This window comes from Streptococcus sp. 544 (assembly GCF_013277385.1).
Taxonomy (GTDB): domain Bacteria; phylum Bacillota; class Bacilli; order Lactobacillales; family Streptococcaceae; genus Streptococcus; species Streptococcus mitis_BA.
The window spans coordinates 429,252-443,331 of the sequence record NZ_VMMU01000006.1 but is presented as its reverse complement, the minus strand read 5'-3'; the positions used below and the strand labels follow the sequence as shown (position 1 = coordinate 443,331).

Annotated in this window: 30 protein-coding genes and 1 pseudogene; 2 read left to right on the top strand and 29 right to left on the bottom strand. The window is 39.3% G+C overall.

Going from position 1 to position 14,080, the window contains the following annotated elements:
* Nucleotides 1-300: 300 nt before the first annotated feature.
* From HT728_RS04950 to HT728_RS04860, 20 genes and pseudogenes are all read right to left on the bottom strand, one after another.
* A complete protein-coding gene (locus HT728_RS04950) occupies nucleotides 301-747 on the bottom strand; it encodes an ArpU family phage packaging/lysis transcriptional regulator (RefSeq protein ID WP_173234111.1) in 447 nt (148 codons plus the stop codon).
* Between the two features lie 76 nt (nucleotides 748-823).
* Nucleotides 824-1,054 (bottom strand): helix-turn-helix transcriptional regulator, encoded by a 231-nt coding sequence (locus HT728_RS04945; protein ID WP_173234109.1) that lies wholly within the window; start codon nucleotides 1,052-1,054, stop codon nucleotides 824-826.
* Nucleotides 1,047-1,223, bottom strand: coding sequence for a hypothetical protein (locus tag HT728_RS04940; RefSeq protein WP_173234107.1), 177 nt, complete (start codon nucleotides 1,221-1,223; stop codon nucleotides 1,047-1,049). The genes HT728_RS04945 and HT728_RS04940 overlap by 8 nt, the downstream gene beginning before the upstream one ends.
* The gene (locus HT728_RS04935; RefSeq protein WP_173234105.1) at nucleotides 1,216-1,452 is read right to left on the bottom strand and encodes a DUF3310 domain-containing protein; all 237 of its coding nucleotides are present in this window, start codon (nucleotides 1,450-1,452) and stop codon (nucleotides 1,216-1,218) included. Before HT728_RS04935 ends, HT728_RS04940 begins: the two co-directional genes overlap by 8 nt.
* Nucleotides 1,437-1,793 (bottom strand): hypothetical protein, encoded by a 357-nt coding sequence (locus HT728_RS04930; RefSeq protein ID WP_173234103.1) that lies wholly within the window; start codon nucleotides 1,791-1,793, stop codon nucleotides 1,437-1,439. Before HT728_RS04930 ends, HT728_RS04935 begins: the two co-directional genes overlap by 16 nt.
* Complete coding sequence (locus tag HT728_RS04925; RefSeq protein ID WP_173234101.1) at nucleotides 1,790-2,179, bottom strand: YopX family protein; 390 nt, start codon at nucleotides 2,177-2,179, stop codon at nucleotides 1,790-1,792. The genes HT728_RS04930 and HT728_RS04925 overlap by 4 nt, the downstream gene beginning before the upstream one ends.
* Nucleotides 2,176-2,667, bottom strand: coding sequence for a MazG-like family protein (locus HT728_RS04920; protein WP_173234098.1), 492 nt, complete (start codon nucleotides 2,665-2,667; stop codon nucleotides 2,176-2,178). The genes HT728_RS04925 and HT728_RS04920 overlap by 4 nt, the downstream gene beginning before the upstream one ends.
* On the bottom strand, nucleotides 2,664-3,077 hold the full coding sequence (locus tag HT728_RS04915) for a hypothetical protein (protein WP_173234096.1): 414 nt from the start codon (nucleotides 3,075-3,077) through the stop codon (nucleotides 2,664-2,666). The genes HT728_RS04920 and HT728_RS04915 overlap by 4 nt, the downstream gene beginning before the upstream one ends.
* Nucleotides 3,074-3,334: a DUF1372 family protein gene (locus tag HT728_RS04910; RefSeq protein ID WP_173234094.1), complete on the bottom strand. Its 261-nt coding sequence runs from the start codon at nucleotides 3,332-3,334 to the stop codon at nucleotides 3,074-3,076. Before HT728_RS04910 ends, HT728_RS04915 begins: the two co-directional genes overlap by 4 nt.
* Nucleotides 3,331-3,807: a methyltransferase domain-containing protein gene (locus tag HT728_RS04905; RefSeq protein ID WP_173234092.1), complete on the bottom strand. Its 477-nt coding sequence runs from the start codon at nucleotides 3,805-3,807 to the stop codon at nucleotides 3,331-3,333. Before HT728_RS04905 ends, HT728_RS04910 begins: the two co-directional genes overlap by 4 nt.
* Nucleotides 3,807-4,328, bottom strand: coding sequence for a DUF1642 domain-containing protein (locus HT728_RS04900; protein ID WP_173234090.1), 522 nt, complete (start codon nucleotides 4,326-4,328; stop codon nucleotides 3,807-3,809). The genes HT728_RS04905 and HT728_RS04900 overlap by 1 nt, the downstream gene beginning before the upstream one ends.
* Nucleotide 4,329: 1 nt before the next feature.
* On the bottom strand, nucleotides 4,330-4,647 hold the full coding sequence (locus tag HT728_RS04895) for a hypothetical protein (RefSeq protein WP_171043438.1): 318 nt from the start codon (nucleotides 4,645-4,647) through the stop codon (nucleotides 4,330-4,332).
* A gap of 169 nt (nucleotides 4,648-4,816) precedes the next feature.
* Nucleotides 4,817-5,242: a hypothetical protein gene (locus tag HT728_RS04890; protein WP_173234088.1), complete on the bottom strand. Its 426-nt coding sequence runs from the start codon at nucleotides 5,240-5,242 to the stop codon at nucleotides 4,817-4,819.
* A gap of 149 nt (nucleotides 5,243-5,391) precedes the next feature.
* Nucleotides 5,392-5,574: pseudogene (locus tag HT728_RS10630) on the bottom strand (helix-turn-helix transcriptional regulator); the annotation flags it as partial.
* Nucleotides 5,575-5,946: 372 nt separating this feature from the next.
* Complete coding sequence (locus HT728_RS04880) at nucleotides 5,947-6,996, bottom strand: DUF1351 domain-containing protein (protein WP_173234084.1); 1,050 nt, start codon at nucleotides 6,994-6,996, stop codon at nucleotides 5,947-5,949.
* 1 nt (nucleotide 6,997) lies between these two features.
* Complete coding sequence (gene bet, locus HT728_RS04875; RefSeq protein WP_173234082.1) at nucleotides 6,998-7,738, bottom strand: phage recombination protein Bet; 741 nt, start codon at nucleotides 7,736-7,738, stop codon at nucleotides 6,998-7,000.
* A complete protein-coding gene (locus HT728_RS10625; protein ID WP_240149013.1) occupies nucleotides 7,735-7,914 on the bottom strand; it encodes a hypothetical protein in 180 nt (59 codons plus the stop codon). The genes bet and HT728_RS10625 overlap by 4 nt, the downstream gene beginning before the upstream one ends.
* A 105-nt stretch (nucleotides 7,915-8,019) precedes the next feature.
* Nucleotides 8,020-8,163 (bottom strand): hypothetical protein, encoded by a 144-nt coding sequence (locus HT728_RS04870; RefSeq protein WP_173212775.1) that lies wholly within the window; start codon nucleotides 8,161-8,163, stop codon nucleotides 8,020-8,022.
* Between the two features lie 16 nt (nucleotides 8,164-8,179).
* Entirely contained in the window at nucleotides 8,180-8,506 is a 327-nt protein-coding gene (locus HT728_RS04865; RefSeq protein WP_173234080.1) for a hypothetical protein, read from the bottom strand.
* A 10-nt stretch (nucleotides 8,507-8,516) separates the two neighbouring features.
* Entirely contained in the window at nucleotides 8,517-8,807 is a 291-nt protein-coding gene (locus HT728_RS04860; protein WP_173234078.1) for a hypothetical protein, read from the bottom strand.
* A 146-nt stretch (nucleotides 8,808-8,953) separates the two neighbouring features.
* On the opposite strand from HT728_RS04860, the gene HT728_RS04855 reads away from it, so the two are divergent.
* Nucleotides 8,954-9,145, top strand: coding sequence for a YjzC family protein (locus tag HT728_RS04855; RefSeq protein ID WP_173234141.1), 192 nt, complete (start codon nucleotides 8,954-8,956; stop codon nucleotides 9,143-9,145).
* Nucleotides 9,146-9,615: 470 nt separating this feature from the next.
* Here the strand turns inward: HT728_RS04855 and HT728_RS04850 are convergent, their stop codons facing one another.
* The 9 genes from HT728_RS04850 to HT728_RS04810 all read right to left on the bottom strand — a co-directional run bounded on the left by HT728_RS04850 (nucleotide 9,616) and on the right by HT728_RS04810 (nucleotide 12,892).
* Complete coding sequence (locus HT728_RS04850; RefSeq protein WP_173234076.1) at nucleotides 9,616-9,879, bottom strand: HTH domain-containing protein; 264 nt, start codon at nucleotides 9,877-9,879, stop codon at nucleotides 9,616-9,618.
* A gap of 136 nt (nucleotides 9,880-10,015) precedes the next feature.
* A complete protein-coding gene (locus tag HT728_RS04845; protein WP_061438988.1) occupies nucleotides 10,016-10,231 on the bottom strand; it encodes a hypothetical protein in 216 nt (71 codons plus the stop codon).
* A 33-nt stretch (nucleotides 10,232-10,264) separates the two neighbouring features.
* Complete coding sequence (locus HT728_RS04840; protein WP_173234074.1) at nucleotides 10,265-10,675, bottom strand: ORF6C domain-containing protein; 411 nt, start codon at nucleotides 10,673-10,675, stop codon at nucleotides 10,265-10,267.
* Nucleotides 10,672-11,547, bottom strand: coding sequence for a DUF3102 domain-containing protein (locus HT728_RS04835; protein ID WP_173234072.1), 876 nt, complete (start codon nucleotides 11,545-11,547; stop codon nucleotides 10,672-10,674). Before HT728_RS04835 ends, HT728_RS04840 begins: the two co-directional genes overlap by 4 nt.
* Nucleotides 11,544-11,741 (bottom strand): helix-turn-helix transcriptional regulator, encoded by a 198-nt coding sequence (locus HT728_RS04830; RefSeq protein ID WP_173234070.1) that lies wholly within the window; start codon nucleotides 11,739-11,741, stop codon nucleotides 11,544-11,546. The genes HT728_RS04835 and HT728_RS04830 overlap by 4 nt, the downstream gene beginning before the upstream one ends.
* Before the next feature lie 282 nt (nucleotides 11,742-12,023).
* The gene (locus HT728_RS04825) at nucleotides 12,024-12,206 is read right to left on the bottom strand and encodes a hypothetical protein (protein ID WP_173234068.1); all 183 of its coding nucleotides are present in this window, start codon (nucleotides 12,204-12,206) and stop codon (nucleotides 12,024-12,026) included.
* Between the two features lie 12 nt (nucleotides 12,207-12,218).
* Nucleotides 12,219-12,404: a helix-turn-helix transcriptional regulator gene (locus HT728_RS04820; RefSeq protein WP_000274132.1), complete on the bottom strand. Its 186-nt coding sequence runs from the start codon at nucleotides 12,402-12,404 to the stop codon at nucleotides 12,219-12,221.
* A 122-nt stretch (nucleotides 12,405-12,526) separates the two neighbouring features.
* On the bottom strand, nucleotides 12,527-12,718 hold the full coding sequence (locus HT728_RS04815) for a helix-turn-helix transcriptional regulator (protein WP_173234066.1): 192 nt from the start codon (nucleotides 12,716-12,718) through the stop codon (nucleotides 12,527-12,529).
* 15 nt (nucleotides 12,719-12,733) lie between these two features.
* Entirely contained in the window at nucleotides 12,734-12,892 is a 159-nt protein-coding gene (locus HT728_RS04810; protein ID WP_166727863.1) for a hypothetical protein, read from the bottom strand.
* Nucleotides 12,893-13,251: 359 nt separating this feature from the next.
* On the opposite strand from HT728_RS04810, the gene HT728_RS04805 reads away from it, so the two are divergent.
* Nucleotides 13,252-14,058: a S24 family peptidase gene (locus HT728_RS04805; protein WP_173234064.1), complete on the top strand. Its 807-nt coding sequence runs from the start codon at nucleotides 13,252-13,254 to the stop codon at nucleotides 14,056-14,058.
* Nucleotides 14,059-14,080: the final 22 nt, after the last annotated feature.

Sequence of the window (14,080 nt, the reverse complement as noted above, 5' to 3'; positions counted from 1 at the left end):
AAATGACAGTAGCTGGAATCGAACCAACTGGTCTAGCAGTAAAACGCACGTTTGGTAAAAAAATTAAGGAGACCCAAACAACCTGCTAACCTGTCCTTACTGTCTAAGAGGCCGAAGCCTCAGAAATAAAATGAAAAATATAAAGGAGACGTCAATGAACGAAATAGAGAAAGGGACTCGAACCCTCAACGCCTTTACGACACCCTGATTTCAGGTAACCATCTACCAAATTCTGAGACCTCTATTTCTAATTATTGACAATACTATTTTATCATGTAAAATAAGCCATTTCCTAGCAATTTACTTGCAAATATCTCCCAAAATTTTACGATAAACAATCAGCTTACCTTTTCGATAAGCTTCCGCAAATTCCAACGCACCTCTACTAAGCATGCGGTAGAACTCACTCTCAGAATATCCTAAGTCCATATAGATAGCCTTGTCTGATAATTGGATTTTCATATCCATGTACTTCTTTGCGATAACCTGCCGAACATATGGATCCATAATGCAGTTGACTGCTCTCTCAATCTCCAGGACTTCTGCCTCTGCATCCACATGGTCGATAACCATATTCTCAGTAACTGTGTTCTTACCAGTAAATGTCTTTGGTTCAAATGAGTAGGTCGTTGTGATTTTAGGCAAATACTCAGCGCCTGCCATTCGGACATACGAGCGATAACTCTCTAGAACATCATAGACATTTTTCTTGGTGAATTGCACGTCAACCTTTTTTAATAACCTCACAACATCGCTCCTTTATGATATAATAGTTTCAAGGAATAATTCATAAAGAGGGTCAGTCGTGTACTGGCTCTTTTTTTCATGTCCTGCTACCGAGTATGATGTCAGTAGGAAATCCAAAGTATGTGCAGACATCTTCAACATTGTAGACATCTGGTGCACTCCCTTCTTCCTCCCACTGAGTGATTAGATAGCGACTATAACCTAGTTTAGACGCCAACTTATCTTTGCTAAGTTTCTGCTCTTTACGCTTTAATTTTAGTAAGAATGCAAATCTACTTGCTTGCTTTGGATTTAATTTTTCATTCATCATCCACCTCAATCTTTACGACTGCTCTACCATTCGGATTTTTTCTCTGTGTTGATGCGAAAGTATAATACTTTAACATCCGTTCAGCAATTCCTGTTTCTTTGCTGATCTCCGCAAGTGTCCCCATAGTAATGAATGTGTCGCCTTCGTACAATGCGTATTCACTCATGTTCCATCTCCTCAATCAACCAGTCAAGGTTCTTACGGGCTTTCTTCAGGTCTTCAAGACCGTTCTTCTCTTTGTAGCGAAGTAAATACTCAACTGCACTGCACCAGCGGTGCGCTTCCATTTCAGTCTTGCCTTTGATGAAATTAGCTGTAACATCCTTTACTTCGAGACCATGAGTCCCGATGTAATGATTTGGTTTGTTTATGCTGTCAATTATTTCTGGGTCCATTTGATAGCCTCCAAAAGTTCTAAGATTATTCGGTTCCATTCTTCGATTGTTGTTTCTCTAAAATCAAACTGAGACATCATTTCAGCTCTTTTGAATAATGCCCTCTTAAAGAATGAAGTTTTTCTGAAAAAATTCATGTCATCTGTTTTAAATTCGGTTATGATTTTCTTTCCATAACCCTCTATCTCTACATGGACTCTTGTTTTTCTATAGAGAGGTAGAGGCTCCGCCCAAACACTTCCTTTCAAGTCTGATTCATCGACTTTCTTAAGCATTAACGATATCTTCTTAGCTTCACTCTCTTTTTTAGCACCACTGAACGGGTATCTTTTTGGTCTCATTCCTTATCCTCCAAAAGTTCTCTGTTTTCGTAGATGTTGCCGATGATTTCTTCATGCTCAGTCCACGCATATCCTTCTCCCAAGTCTTTTAGGTATACAGCTGGCATTCCTCCAAAATACGTACCGCCATATTCTTTTTCTATATAGACTTCGTGCAGGCATCCTCTTGTACATTTGATAATATCTCCGACAAAGACCTCCTTACCATTCTTATCTTTGAGTCCTGTTGATTGCATGAGGATCAATTCTGATTTTTCGATAGGAATAAGAAGTTTGCAGTCCGATGTTGGTTTTTCCATGTTGCAAATCAAGCCGTTATCTGTGATAAAAAAATGTTCTACGAATTTCTTTTTTGCGCTATCCCACGCTCTAAACTTCGGTATCATCCCAAATCCTCCTCTTTCACAAACGAGCCATCAATCCAACGACCTTTTCTGTCTTTGATTTCTTGGTAAGCCAGTTCAAAACATTCTTCGAAGCTATAACCTAGCGATTTACTGATTATTTTCAACCAATTGACTGAAGATGATAGTAAGTTCTTACACGTTGGTTTTCCTTCCCAGTCATAGCACATTTGAAAACAGCTGATACATCCATTTAGGTCTTTTAGGTAATCAGAAGTATCTTGTTTAAATTCTTCTGTAAATCCCTCAAAAACTTCCTGCACATCTACCTTAATCAGCAAGGCAAGACCGACAATCACGACTGCGCAATCTCCGATGCTGTCCTTGGTCAGTTTCTCATTCTTCTTGAGATAGCCTGCGCACAACTCACCGAACTCTTCGCTAAGCTTCAAAGACTGCTTGTCCAGCCGTCCACCGTTTTCAAGATCACGGTCAATAAACCATTGTTTGACTTTGTCTATTGTGTTCATAGTAACCCCTGCAATTCTTCCAAATCAAAATACTCTGTCAGCTCATTTTTCAATTCTTCAAGAGTTCCACATCGTCCAATCAAATCCGACACATCTAGCATCGTATCCTCTTTGTTCAACGTGTTCTCTGCCACTGCATCAGCTACCCATTTTGGATGTGTGCCAGCCTTAGAGAACTGATCTTGAGGTAATAGCTCAAGCAATGTTTCATATCGCTCTTCAAGAGCAATTAGAGCACCAAATACATTGATGTAGTCAGTATCTGCTTTCTTGCTTTCAAAAACTTCTGGCTGATTTTGTTTCACAATTTCCGCATAAATAGCAGACCATTCTTTTTCTGAAAAACGTGATTTCTCAACTAATGCACCGTATTCGATTTCCTTACCATCGACTGTTACTTTATAGTTCATATTCTTACCTCATCCCCTACTTTGATTTTTTCAAACTGTTCTTTCGTAACTACGAACACCCCATAGTCACGAATCGTAATCGTGTACAACTTCCCATGCCGTCCTTTCTCGACGACACGGCCGAATATCTCAACGCCTGCATTATCTGCCTTGTAGATAACCATTGGCTTCTTCTCTTCTAAATCTCGAATCCTGTCCATCTGCCAGATGTTTAATCCAGCAGATAGCAGAATCCAGATTGCTATGAATCGTTTCAATCTGTTGCCTCCTCAAATTTCATAAACGTCATCCAATGCGTCGTCCCACGTTGTTGGCCGAAAAGTGGTTGATGCGGAACTAATTCCAAAATTTCCTTAACGTTTACCTGGGCATCGGACCATTTAAAAATAAGTGTTCCACCTATTTTCAAGACCCTAAAACATTCTTCAAAACCTTGTTGCAAGTCTAATCTCCAAGTCAACAAGTCTAGCTGACCATATTGCGCACGCATAAACGATTTCTGGCCAGCCCATAAAAGGTGTGGCGGATCAAATACAACAAGGTTAAATGTTTCATCATCAAATGGCATATCTCGAAAATCTGCAACAATGTCTGGCTTAACATTGATTTTCTTTTTGTGAATTTCAAATTCTTCTTCACGTCTATCCATGTATGTTGTGTGTGGCTCTTGTTTATCAAACCAGAACATCCTAGACCCACAGCACGCATCTAGTATTCGTATATCTCCCATCACTCCACCTCCTCGACTTCCACGCCTGGGCAATCGAACACCCAGCCGAAGTCTGCGTCTTCTAGTTGTTTGCGAGTGTGTTCTGAACGAAATTTTTTATCTAGTGTTATATTTTTTAACGTCCAAGCGTGAAGGTGCTTAATCAAGGTTAAGTAACTATATGCTTCTTCAATCCATTTAAATCTTACATAATACCGTTTCTCTTTCTCGACCTCGTAGCCTAGAAGCCATGCACGGGCAAGTGTTTCTTGATTACATTCGTGATAAAACCATCTTTGAAGTTCCTCACTATCTTCACCATCTATAGACTTCATTAAATCTTGCAAGTCCCAATTATATTCTTTGGCTTCTTGAATATATTTATGAACACACTGCGGAACTTTGACTTTTTCTGGTTCGTCTAGTTGTTTGATTAATGTAATTGCAGTTTCGGTCGGAATGCCTTCGACTACAGTTCCAAACATATTCAAACCATGAATCCCGATTTCTTCAAATTTTTTAATCAATTCCTGCTTATTCATCTTAGTTTCCTCCATAAATCAAATAAACTGCAATAACTACCTGAGCCATACTTGGCGAATAGCCAATCCAATCATCAAACTCGTTAGATTTTGGCAACCAACCCTTAGTAGCTCCCAAATCATAGTCTGTAGGCTTTTCATCAGCGAAGATACATTCCATCGCTCCCATAAACGTCATGCCATCTTCTGTCATTTCCCAGAAATAGTCCGCCCGGTCTTTCACTGCTTGTGGTAAATCTTGCTTGGGAGGCTTGGGCTTCCCGTCTTCTACCGACCAGCCGTATACTTCATTAACTTTTTTCTTTAAATCTTCCATCATCGTCCAACTCCTCCACTTTCCGTCTCAATTCTTTATTCTCTTTCTCAACGAATCCCGTTCCAGCGCTCTAATCCGTCTCTTTCGTGCATCACACGGCTTCGAATACTCGACTATCTTTTCTTCGTTTTGCTCGATTGTGCGTAGATAACCTTTTATCAATTCTTGCTTATCAAATCCCATCAACTATCCTCTGCAATATCTCGTGATATTCGTAAATCTCCAGTTCAATCCTGTAATTCTTATTTCCAGACTTACCACCGTGCATGAACTCAGTCGATACTATCACATTGTAATTGTCATCTGTCCAAATCTTTGCGTCCGTCAATCCATCGAACAAAGCCTTGCTTGTGGGTGCCCAATTCGGTGGATCATACTTCCGATTTGTCGGAGGATATATCCGAACCTTAACCTTGCAAGGCTTATCCTCGCTGTAAGGCAAACCAAAGTAATCTCTCAGTACATTGTTGCCCTCGTATGCAGCCAACTGCCTTAAGAACTTAGTGATTTTAGCCTTTTGATGAAAGTGCGGTCTATCATTTGCGTTAATCATCTGCTTCCTGTTCAACTCAAACTTCAAAATCAATCGTTCTTTCATCAATACCCCTCAAGCGTCGCTTCGATTAGTTCCATACATACCTCACGAATTGCCACACGGTCATCGTGATTAGGATTTTCAGATTTCACTCTAAGTAATGCTGAATAGACTTCATCGTAGATTGACCGCTTTAGCATACCTTCTGGTTCATATCCCAGTAGATAACCTACGCTTACTCCAAAATATTCAGCCAGCATTTTAGCATTTTTGCTCCTAATTGAAGTTTCTCCATTTTCCCAACGTTGTATGGTTCTATATGGTATTTTGATTTCTTTAGAAAATTCTACTTGAGTTAGTTTTTTGCCTTTCCTTAATTTCTTTAGTCTGTTCATCCGAACACCTCATTCAGTTCCATAATCTCCTCGTTGTTGTTATACGGATCATACGCTAACCGCCCGAAACCTGCTTTATTCGTACTTGTTGGTGTGTTACCTGTCCATTTCAAATGAAGTGACATACTGCATCCACGACAGTTAATTGAACAAGGTTTTAGTTTTGCGAATCGTGTATAGCATATTCCACAAAACGGACATTGCACATCTACTTTTACTACTTCAGTCATACTTTCTACCAAAATCCCACGCCTGCCAAATTGTGAGCAAGGCAAGCATGAGTGAAATTCTTTGCGTCATTCGTCCAAAGTCTCATAAGTGTCACTGACGCATTTTCTAGTTCGCTTTTTTCGTGGTTCACGGCACGTTGTTTTATTTAATCAGTTCATCCAATTCCGCCTGCGTCAACGGCTCAATTCGTTGATAACCTTGGACAGTGTAGTTTTTCTTGTATTCAAATCCCAAATCCGCAAGGCTATTCTTGAAATAGTCTTTTTCTTCCGTGTCAGTGAAATACACTTCCAAGGTCATTTTTTGGGTATATCGTTCCAAGCCGTTTTCAGCCCCTATGACGGCTTCTTGTCGGTTTTGGGATAATTGCCCACCGTCTAAGATTTCGCCCGTCTCTGGGTCAAATTTTGCGGTCTCCGTTGATTTTGGCGCTTGCTCTTGTTGCTGAGCTAAAACTTCCTCACGTTCTCGTTCAGCTCGCTCTTGAGCCAATCTAACTTCTTCCTTTTGCTTTTCAAAAGCATAGTCTGCTTTGATTTGCTCCAGCACTTCAACCAAAGTCATATCTTTCAGCATTCGAATATATGGCTGGTCTGTCATTCCGTACTCGGCACATTGTCCTGAGATTGCTGAGATGGTTTTCTTGTATTCTTCTTGTTTCTGAAACTCAAATGTGACCATGTCATCAAGTGACTTCATAGTGGCTTTTTTAAGCGTCACGCCGTCAGCCATGAAATCGCCAGCCTTGACATACTCAAGGGCCTTCTCGTCAAAGAGACGAGGATCCAGCATGTACTCAGCTGATTTGTTGGCTAGATAACTCTTAACCGTATCTATTTTTAGTTGTCTTTGATGTTCTTCAATTTCCTTGATACCTTTATCAAATTCACTAACTACGGTTGCAAATGGTTCAATAATTGACTTTGCATAACTATCCCATGTATTAGCCGTCTCTGATAGCAAGTTTTTAGTGTCAATACGGATACGATTTTTAGACTCAATTAACTTGTTAAATTCAGCCCGCTTTGCCTTGTCGTCTTTGAGAGTTCCAGCTGTAGGAATATAGTCCTTGTACTTCTCAGTAGCCTCTATGAGGTCTTTTTCAAAAGACTCTCTAGTAAGTTCATCCGTTGTGATCATCTCATAGATTTTATTGATTTTCTTATCATCAATAACCTGTAATTCTTGCATGTTAGTACTCCATTTCTTCTAAGAGTTCACCTTGTAGTGGTTCGTCTTCAAAATCAGGAATTTCATCTTCTGGATAAGCTGATGTTTGATGTTTCTCCTGATCTCGCTTCATCTCTTCAATCTGAGCCATTTTCCTCGTTCTCACTTCTTCTTGAGATTCTTGAGGAGTTACATCGATAGGAGCTGCTTGTTCCATTTCCTCACTTGTATAAAGTCCGCCCACATCTTCTGAGAACGAATCACGGACTGCTGCAACAATTGCAACTTTCTCAATCATCTGCCCTGGCGCTTTTTGCCACCAGTTCTTCCCAGTGTTATACGCTGACAACTCAACTTCACGATATACTGGTCTAGTTCTATCTTTACGATAAACCTCACACCAACCACCGATTAGAGTACAATTTTTAGGTAAGATGACGCCTTTTTTATTTTTTAACTCTCCACTTGCATCTTCGTAGATAATTCCACTTTCAAAACCGTCATAATTTTGATTTTGTTCCGCACGCTTCATAAAAGCGTCCTTTGAGACAACAATCTGTGCAGGATTGTTTCCGTACTTGATAAAGTAAACTTCTTTTGTGAATGGGTTTAAATTCCGATTTTTCACGATAGCCAGTAAAGTTTGTAATTCTTGTGGGCTTGCTTGATGTTTTGGGTCAACAAAATTTCGCAATGTTGCTCCGTCTAGTTTTTGCAAGTCTGTTAGATATGCGCCTTTTGTTTGTGTTAGTTCGTTTGTCATTTTCTTCTTCCTTTCGTCTTCTTCAAATTCCAATTTTCACGTTTTAAGTGTCTATTTTCGTTTTGTAATCTCAAAATAATATCCTGTTGGTCGTTGATGATTTCTCCGAGCTCTCGGCCAAGATGCATATATTCAGCTCGCCAGTTGTCGATTTCTTCGTGTAGCTCCTGGATCATATTTCATCACCCACGTATCGATACTGCCCACATCCAACATAGATGTACTGGCTTGGGTCAAGCTCTTCATGTTCTTCAGGCGGTTGAATCATATCTCTGTCATAATCAAACATGAGCATACACCTTTCCAAGTTCCAGAACTCGTTTCACATATCCGGCCTTGGACGTTAGCCCAAGATCCAGTAATTCGTTTTTTTCTTCATGATTGGCCAAAAGCCACACACGGTTTTCAAGTTCAATTCTAGTCATTAGCGTCTCCTTTGCTCTACCCCAAATACTTTGCATAGCGTGCTCTTCGTGGTTCTGGTAAAGCTAATGGCTCAGGTCGCAATCCTTGAGGCGGTTCGTTGTCATATGTGAAGCCTTTGAACTCACGGCGAATATTCTTGCGAATCTCTTGCCATTTGTCCTCTCTACCACGTTCGAATGCGTGATTGTAGCCTTGGATAATCTTAGACACAAATTCTTGCTCTTTTTGTCTCTCTTCTTCCTTGCGTTTTTCCTGCAATTTGATATGACGGCAAAGCCCTGCAAATCCAAGCAGCAAGGCTCCAACACCCATCAGCTGGTCTAAAATCGGTGGTTCAAACATTTTTATCTCCTTACGCTCTTAATTTTCGTACTTCTTTCTCTAACTCCAAAATTTCATAAACATCATTGACATCATACATAATATCTTTTCCTTGCTTACGAAATCTTAATCCTTTGCGTTCTAACTTCTTAACATAGGCATGAGTAAAGCCGAACTTCTTCATCAAAGCCTGTTGATTGATTGGCATGCGATCATTCTCTAACTGCTCTTTGACTTGCTTTTCAGCAAAGGCCAGTAATTGATTCGTGAACAATTCAGCACTTTCGCCGTCCAATCGTAATTGTAACGTTATACCTTCCATTTTCTACATCCTCTCAACTATGCGGGCAAGCATTTTTGTGATATAATGGTTTAAATTGTTTTAGTATGCGCCTGACTTCGTTAGGTGCTTTTTTGTTTTATCTTAATTCATCTATGCTGACTTCCAGTGCATCAGCGATTTTGCACATGTTCTTAAAAGAAATACGCTCGGTTTTGATATTTCTGATAAAACCTGGAACAGATAATCAGGAACCTGGTCGCTATGTAGAGGTAGGACCTCGTGGCGGAAAAGTTACTAATGGTCATACCGCAACTATCGGAAAAGGTGATCGGCTCCCTCCGACATCTGCTAAAGGTAACGGCTGGAAAAAAGTCTAATCTTCGTTTGCGTACAATCGTTCAATGGTTGTACGCTTTTTCCATACACAAAAGCACATTCCAAAAATATTGATTTGAATCCATGCTTCGGCGTAATCTTTCCCATTGCTGGCATAGTGAGTTATATAATGGTGAATCATTTTATTCCTTCCTCCTATTGAGTTACTTGAGAAGTATCATGAATGGTTTCACAGCTAAGATGCTTGAATTTTTCTAAGTCTATCTGAAAATTGATAGGCTTTTTTATTTCCCCACTATACGGATATCGTCTCGGTCTCATTTCCTTCTCCTTTGTATTTATTTTTTCTACCCTCTCTTTTATTTATTTAGAGGAGTAGGACTTGTTGTCTTTTAATATTTATTGTTATTTAATACTTGTTGTTATTTAATACTTATTAGTGCCTTATTTTACTGATTTGTAAAATACAGATTTGTAAAATACAGATTTGTAAAATAAGGAAATGTAACTGCTAACCTGTGGATAACTTTTCTAAAGCCTCCTCTAAACTCTGTTGCATCATCTCAAATTGAAAATCAGTTATTTTTGTATCTGAGAAGAATCTGAAAGTCTGAACTCCTCGCCCTCTGCCGAGACTTTTTTTAAAAGTTCTGAGATAACCTGCCTTCTCTATCTTTTTGAAATGCCTATCTACCATATCCCGACTCACTCCTAAGCGCTTTGCGATTTCTTCTGGATAGACCAGCCAGTTCTCTTTATTGCTGAGGACGACCATCAAGATACCGATAGAAGCAGGCTCTAGGTTCGAATCTTTGAGAAAATCATTGCTGACAGAAGTGTAATCATTAACTGGATTTTTGAAAGATGAGCTGAGCTTCCAAGTTCTTAAAATCTAACATGATTTCTCCTTCCTAATCCTCAAATACCAAGCGTTTTCTGGTGACTGTTTCCGTCTCTATGCGGACGTTTTTCAGTCCGTTTTTAAAGATATAATCCGCCGCTTGACTGATTGGTATTCCGCTTCCTTGAGCTAGCTCATATAAATCCTCAAATAGTTCATCTGAGATTGCGACCGTGCGAACTCCACGGCTACTCTTTTTTGCTGGTCTCCCTTTACCTGGTTGCATCTTTACTATCTCCTTCTCTAAATTGCTTAGCATTTACCCATTTATGGTCTTGATTTCCATCTTGGTATTATGTGATGGTTCCCATGATTTCCAGTAATCAAAAGCCCTCTCTTCGTCTTTTTTCTTCAGCAGGTCATACCGTGGAATCCTAAAGAATTCTTTAAAGTCTTTAGCAGCCTGACGAAATACCTTGCCAGCAAAAGAACGATCTTTATAAGCTTGACTATCCTTACCACCAAGAGCCATGATAACTTTCACTCTTCGTAAATTTTCAAGCTCTAAACAAATTGACGGATTAACAGGTTGCTCATTTTTTAAATAATCAACATCCCCTGCTAACACTTCCTGATTTTGCTTTAATTCTTTTTGAGTTTGTAGAACCTGAATTAAAATATCTTCTTGGGTTAATTCGCTTGGTTGAATTGCAACTACTTCATGCGTCATAAGATTTCTCCCTCTAAGATTTGATTGTCTTTATTTCTGATTGCTTGTAAATCCGTAAAGAATCGGATGCCTCGATTGACGAAACTGTCGAACTCCTGACCAGCAACACCGTCCGTATGCAGGACTTTTTCTTCATCTGCGTAGATGAGACCGCCCATATTGGCAAGAAAATCATTCCCTTTCTGGATAAGGCTAAGGATATTCTTGTAGGAAGCGATTTTTTTCTGGTAGTCGTCCAACTGCCCTTTGGATTGCTGGATGGCTTTTGTCAATTCATCGTACTTGTTCGATTTTTCATCCACTTCTGCGCGTTGAGCGTAGAGGTCTTTTAATTGAGCTTCAAGAAAAGTATTCCTTTCCTCTGCAGACTTGGCACGCTCTTCTAGTTTTTGACGATTCTGGAGAGCTTCTTGGTAGTCTGCTGGCATAACAGGAACTTCTTTCACGATTTCCTTAGTTGGTTCTTGCCCCTTTTGTAGTTCCATTATTTTTCTTTTAGCTGCAGAAAATTTTAATTTCAAATCTTGCAACTCTCTGACTGTTGGGTTATCACCTTGCTCAATCCTGTTAATTTGAGCTTGTTTCTCTTCTTCTGGTAGGGTTGCAATGAGATAAAGGGCTGTACTACCCAAATTACTCAACGTTGGGTAATTTGGTAATTCTTTAGCAACCTTCATCATGCGGTTTGCTTCCGACCAATTCAAATCAACTTTTTTCAGCCACTCCATAAACTGACCATGAGTCAAATTATGCTCCTTAACATGATTGAGTCGTCTGCCGATTTCCCAAATTGACTGCCCTGCAATTTGTTTGTGATGATTGATTTCTAGTTCAATCTGATTGAGGTTGTTTGATAAAGATATTTCATTCATTCCCTCTCCTCTCTAAATTCATCCAAGCTGACTTCCAGTGCGTCAGCGATTTTGCACATGTTCGTCCATGACATCTCTTTCAATCTTCCAGCCTTTAGGTTAGAAAAATTGGATGGATGGACATCCGATTCCTTAGCTAAACGATACATCGACCAGCCTTTTATTTTTAATTGTTTTTTAATTTTATCCCACATCAAAAATACCATATGTTGTGTTTTTCAAGCACATCAGTTCCTTTCTTATACAATATGTTGACAAACAAAAATGTTTGAGTTATAATATATCCTGACTAAAACGATTTGATAAGACCTTTCAAACTCCTTATGAAAATCGCAAGTCAAATAATTAAGAAAGGAGAATTGCTTATGGTAAAAAATACTAAGCAGACCTCTACTAAAGTCGCCACCAAGGCAAGCAAAGCTCTTCGTGACGGGCGTTCTTCTGCTCGAACAAAGTCTATCGCTGGATCGGCGCTTTCACAGACTCGTAAAAAGTAATACGATATAGTCTGAGTTTAAAATATAGCTTTTTCCTTTTTCAGAAACTTTTATAAGATTCTGTTCTGGGAAAAGCTTTTTTATTTCTTCAGGAACTTCTTGAATATCGCACTCCCCGAAAAAAATTTCTGAGTCTATCGTTGTAATTCCATCAATTTTCATGCTTCCTTCCTCCTACAACATATCTTCTACCCTACACCCTAGCGCCTTGGCGATGACCACCGCCTGCGACAGCGTCACTGCCTTCAGGTCGTTCTCGATCCGTGACAAGGTCGTGTAGTCTATCAAGGTTCGCTTAGCAAGCTCACGCAAGCCCAGCTTTTGAGCCGTTCTCAGCTCCCTCATTTTCGCTCCATACATTGACTTTTTCCTTTCTACTAATAGGTCTTTTCAAAACTGTTGGTACTTGTCAACAGTTTTGATAGAATTATTCTATCGATTTTGAAAAAAGTTTGACCTTTTTGATGTTTCCATTTTGGTGACTATCTTGGTAAAAAAATTTCTTGCAATGGTTTATTAAAAAAACTATGCAAGAAAAACATTTCATCTTGAGTAAAAGGACGTTGCCCCTTTTCTTTCTGACGATATGCCGTTTCGGATATCCCAAGTTTATCTGCCAATTTTTTTTGCGTCAATCCTTTGGATTTACGTAATTCATACAAAAGTATTTGCAAATCATAACCACCTCCCTATCTGAAAATTAAATATAAAATTAGTACGATAATACCAGACCAGAACAATATACTCGGAATAAGTCCACCTCGAATTTCCAAGGAAGTTTTTGCATGATTGTCTTGATTTATCTTTTCGTAATCAAAGTTACCAAACAAGAATTTTTTCCAATCCATATTTTTCTCCTTTTTCTTGCAGGAGATACAGCCTATATGATACAATGACAGTACCCCTTTAAAGGGGAGGGGCTTTAGGTCAGCCCCTTGTAAACTTCTACCACTCTATTGAGTAGTGAAGTTCGAATTTGAACCAGAGAATTTGGATTTTTAAGCCGAATTCTCTTTTTTTAGGTCTTTGTTCCTGTCGCCTCATTGGCTGCACCTCCTTTTTTATTTGGTTGATTACCTCAACCATGATTTAATTATATCACCATTTTGGTGACAAGTCAACACTTTTTTAATGAAAAAATAAAAAAAGTTGCGTTTTCGGTGACTTTTTTATATAATCTACATATAACATCACAGGAGTAAAAAATATGGACTTAAAAAAATACATAGGAAATCAGATAAAGCTATTCAGAAAATCAGCTGGTTTTACTCAAGATGAACTTGCTCAAAAGCTAAATACAACAAAACAAACCATTAGTAGATATGAAAAGGGGGAACGTAAAGCTAATCAAGATATGCTATTTTCTCTATGCGATATTTTGGGTGTAAGTATTGATGACTTCTTTCCATCTATTAGTAAAGGAGACACCCCCACAGCGTCCCCAGATTTGCTCATACAGCAGATAACGGACAAGGTAGTACAATTAACCCCAGATAATAAAAAAATCGTCCTACGGACGTCTGAGGAGCTTCTGGAGAGACAAAAAGCAAACGGCGAGATGTACACAGAGCAAAACGAAGAAGAAACGAAGATAAACGAAGTATCGGAAGTTATCAGCTTGTACCAAGTTGAGGTTGTATCTGAGACGGCTGCAGCTTGTGGATTTAACTATGGATTTGGCTACGACGATACAGACAGAGAGACTATAGAGGTTGACCAGCAACCACCACGTCACGATATTGCGACTAAGGTCAGCGGAGACTCCATGCAACCTGACTATCAAGACGGAGACATTCTCTATTTAGTAGACAAAGGACTAACTACCTACAACGGAGATTTAGCAGTTATCGCATACGGAGACCGTTCTTACTTCAAAAAGATATACACCGAAAACGGACGACTACGCCTCGTATCACTCAATGACAAGTACGAAGACATCACCCTAGACTTCCCACCAGCCGAAGACACGCACATCAAGATTTATGCAGTTATCGGAGTGTATAGAGGGGAATAAAAAAATTATTTTTTTAAAAATA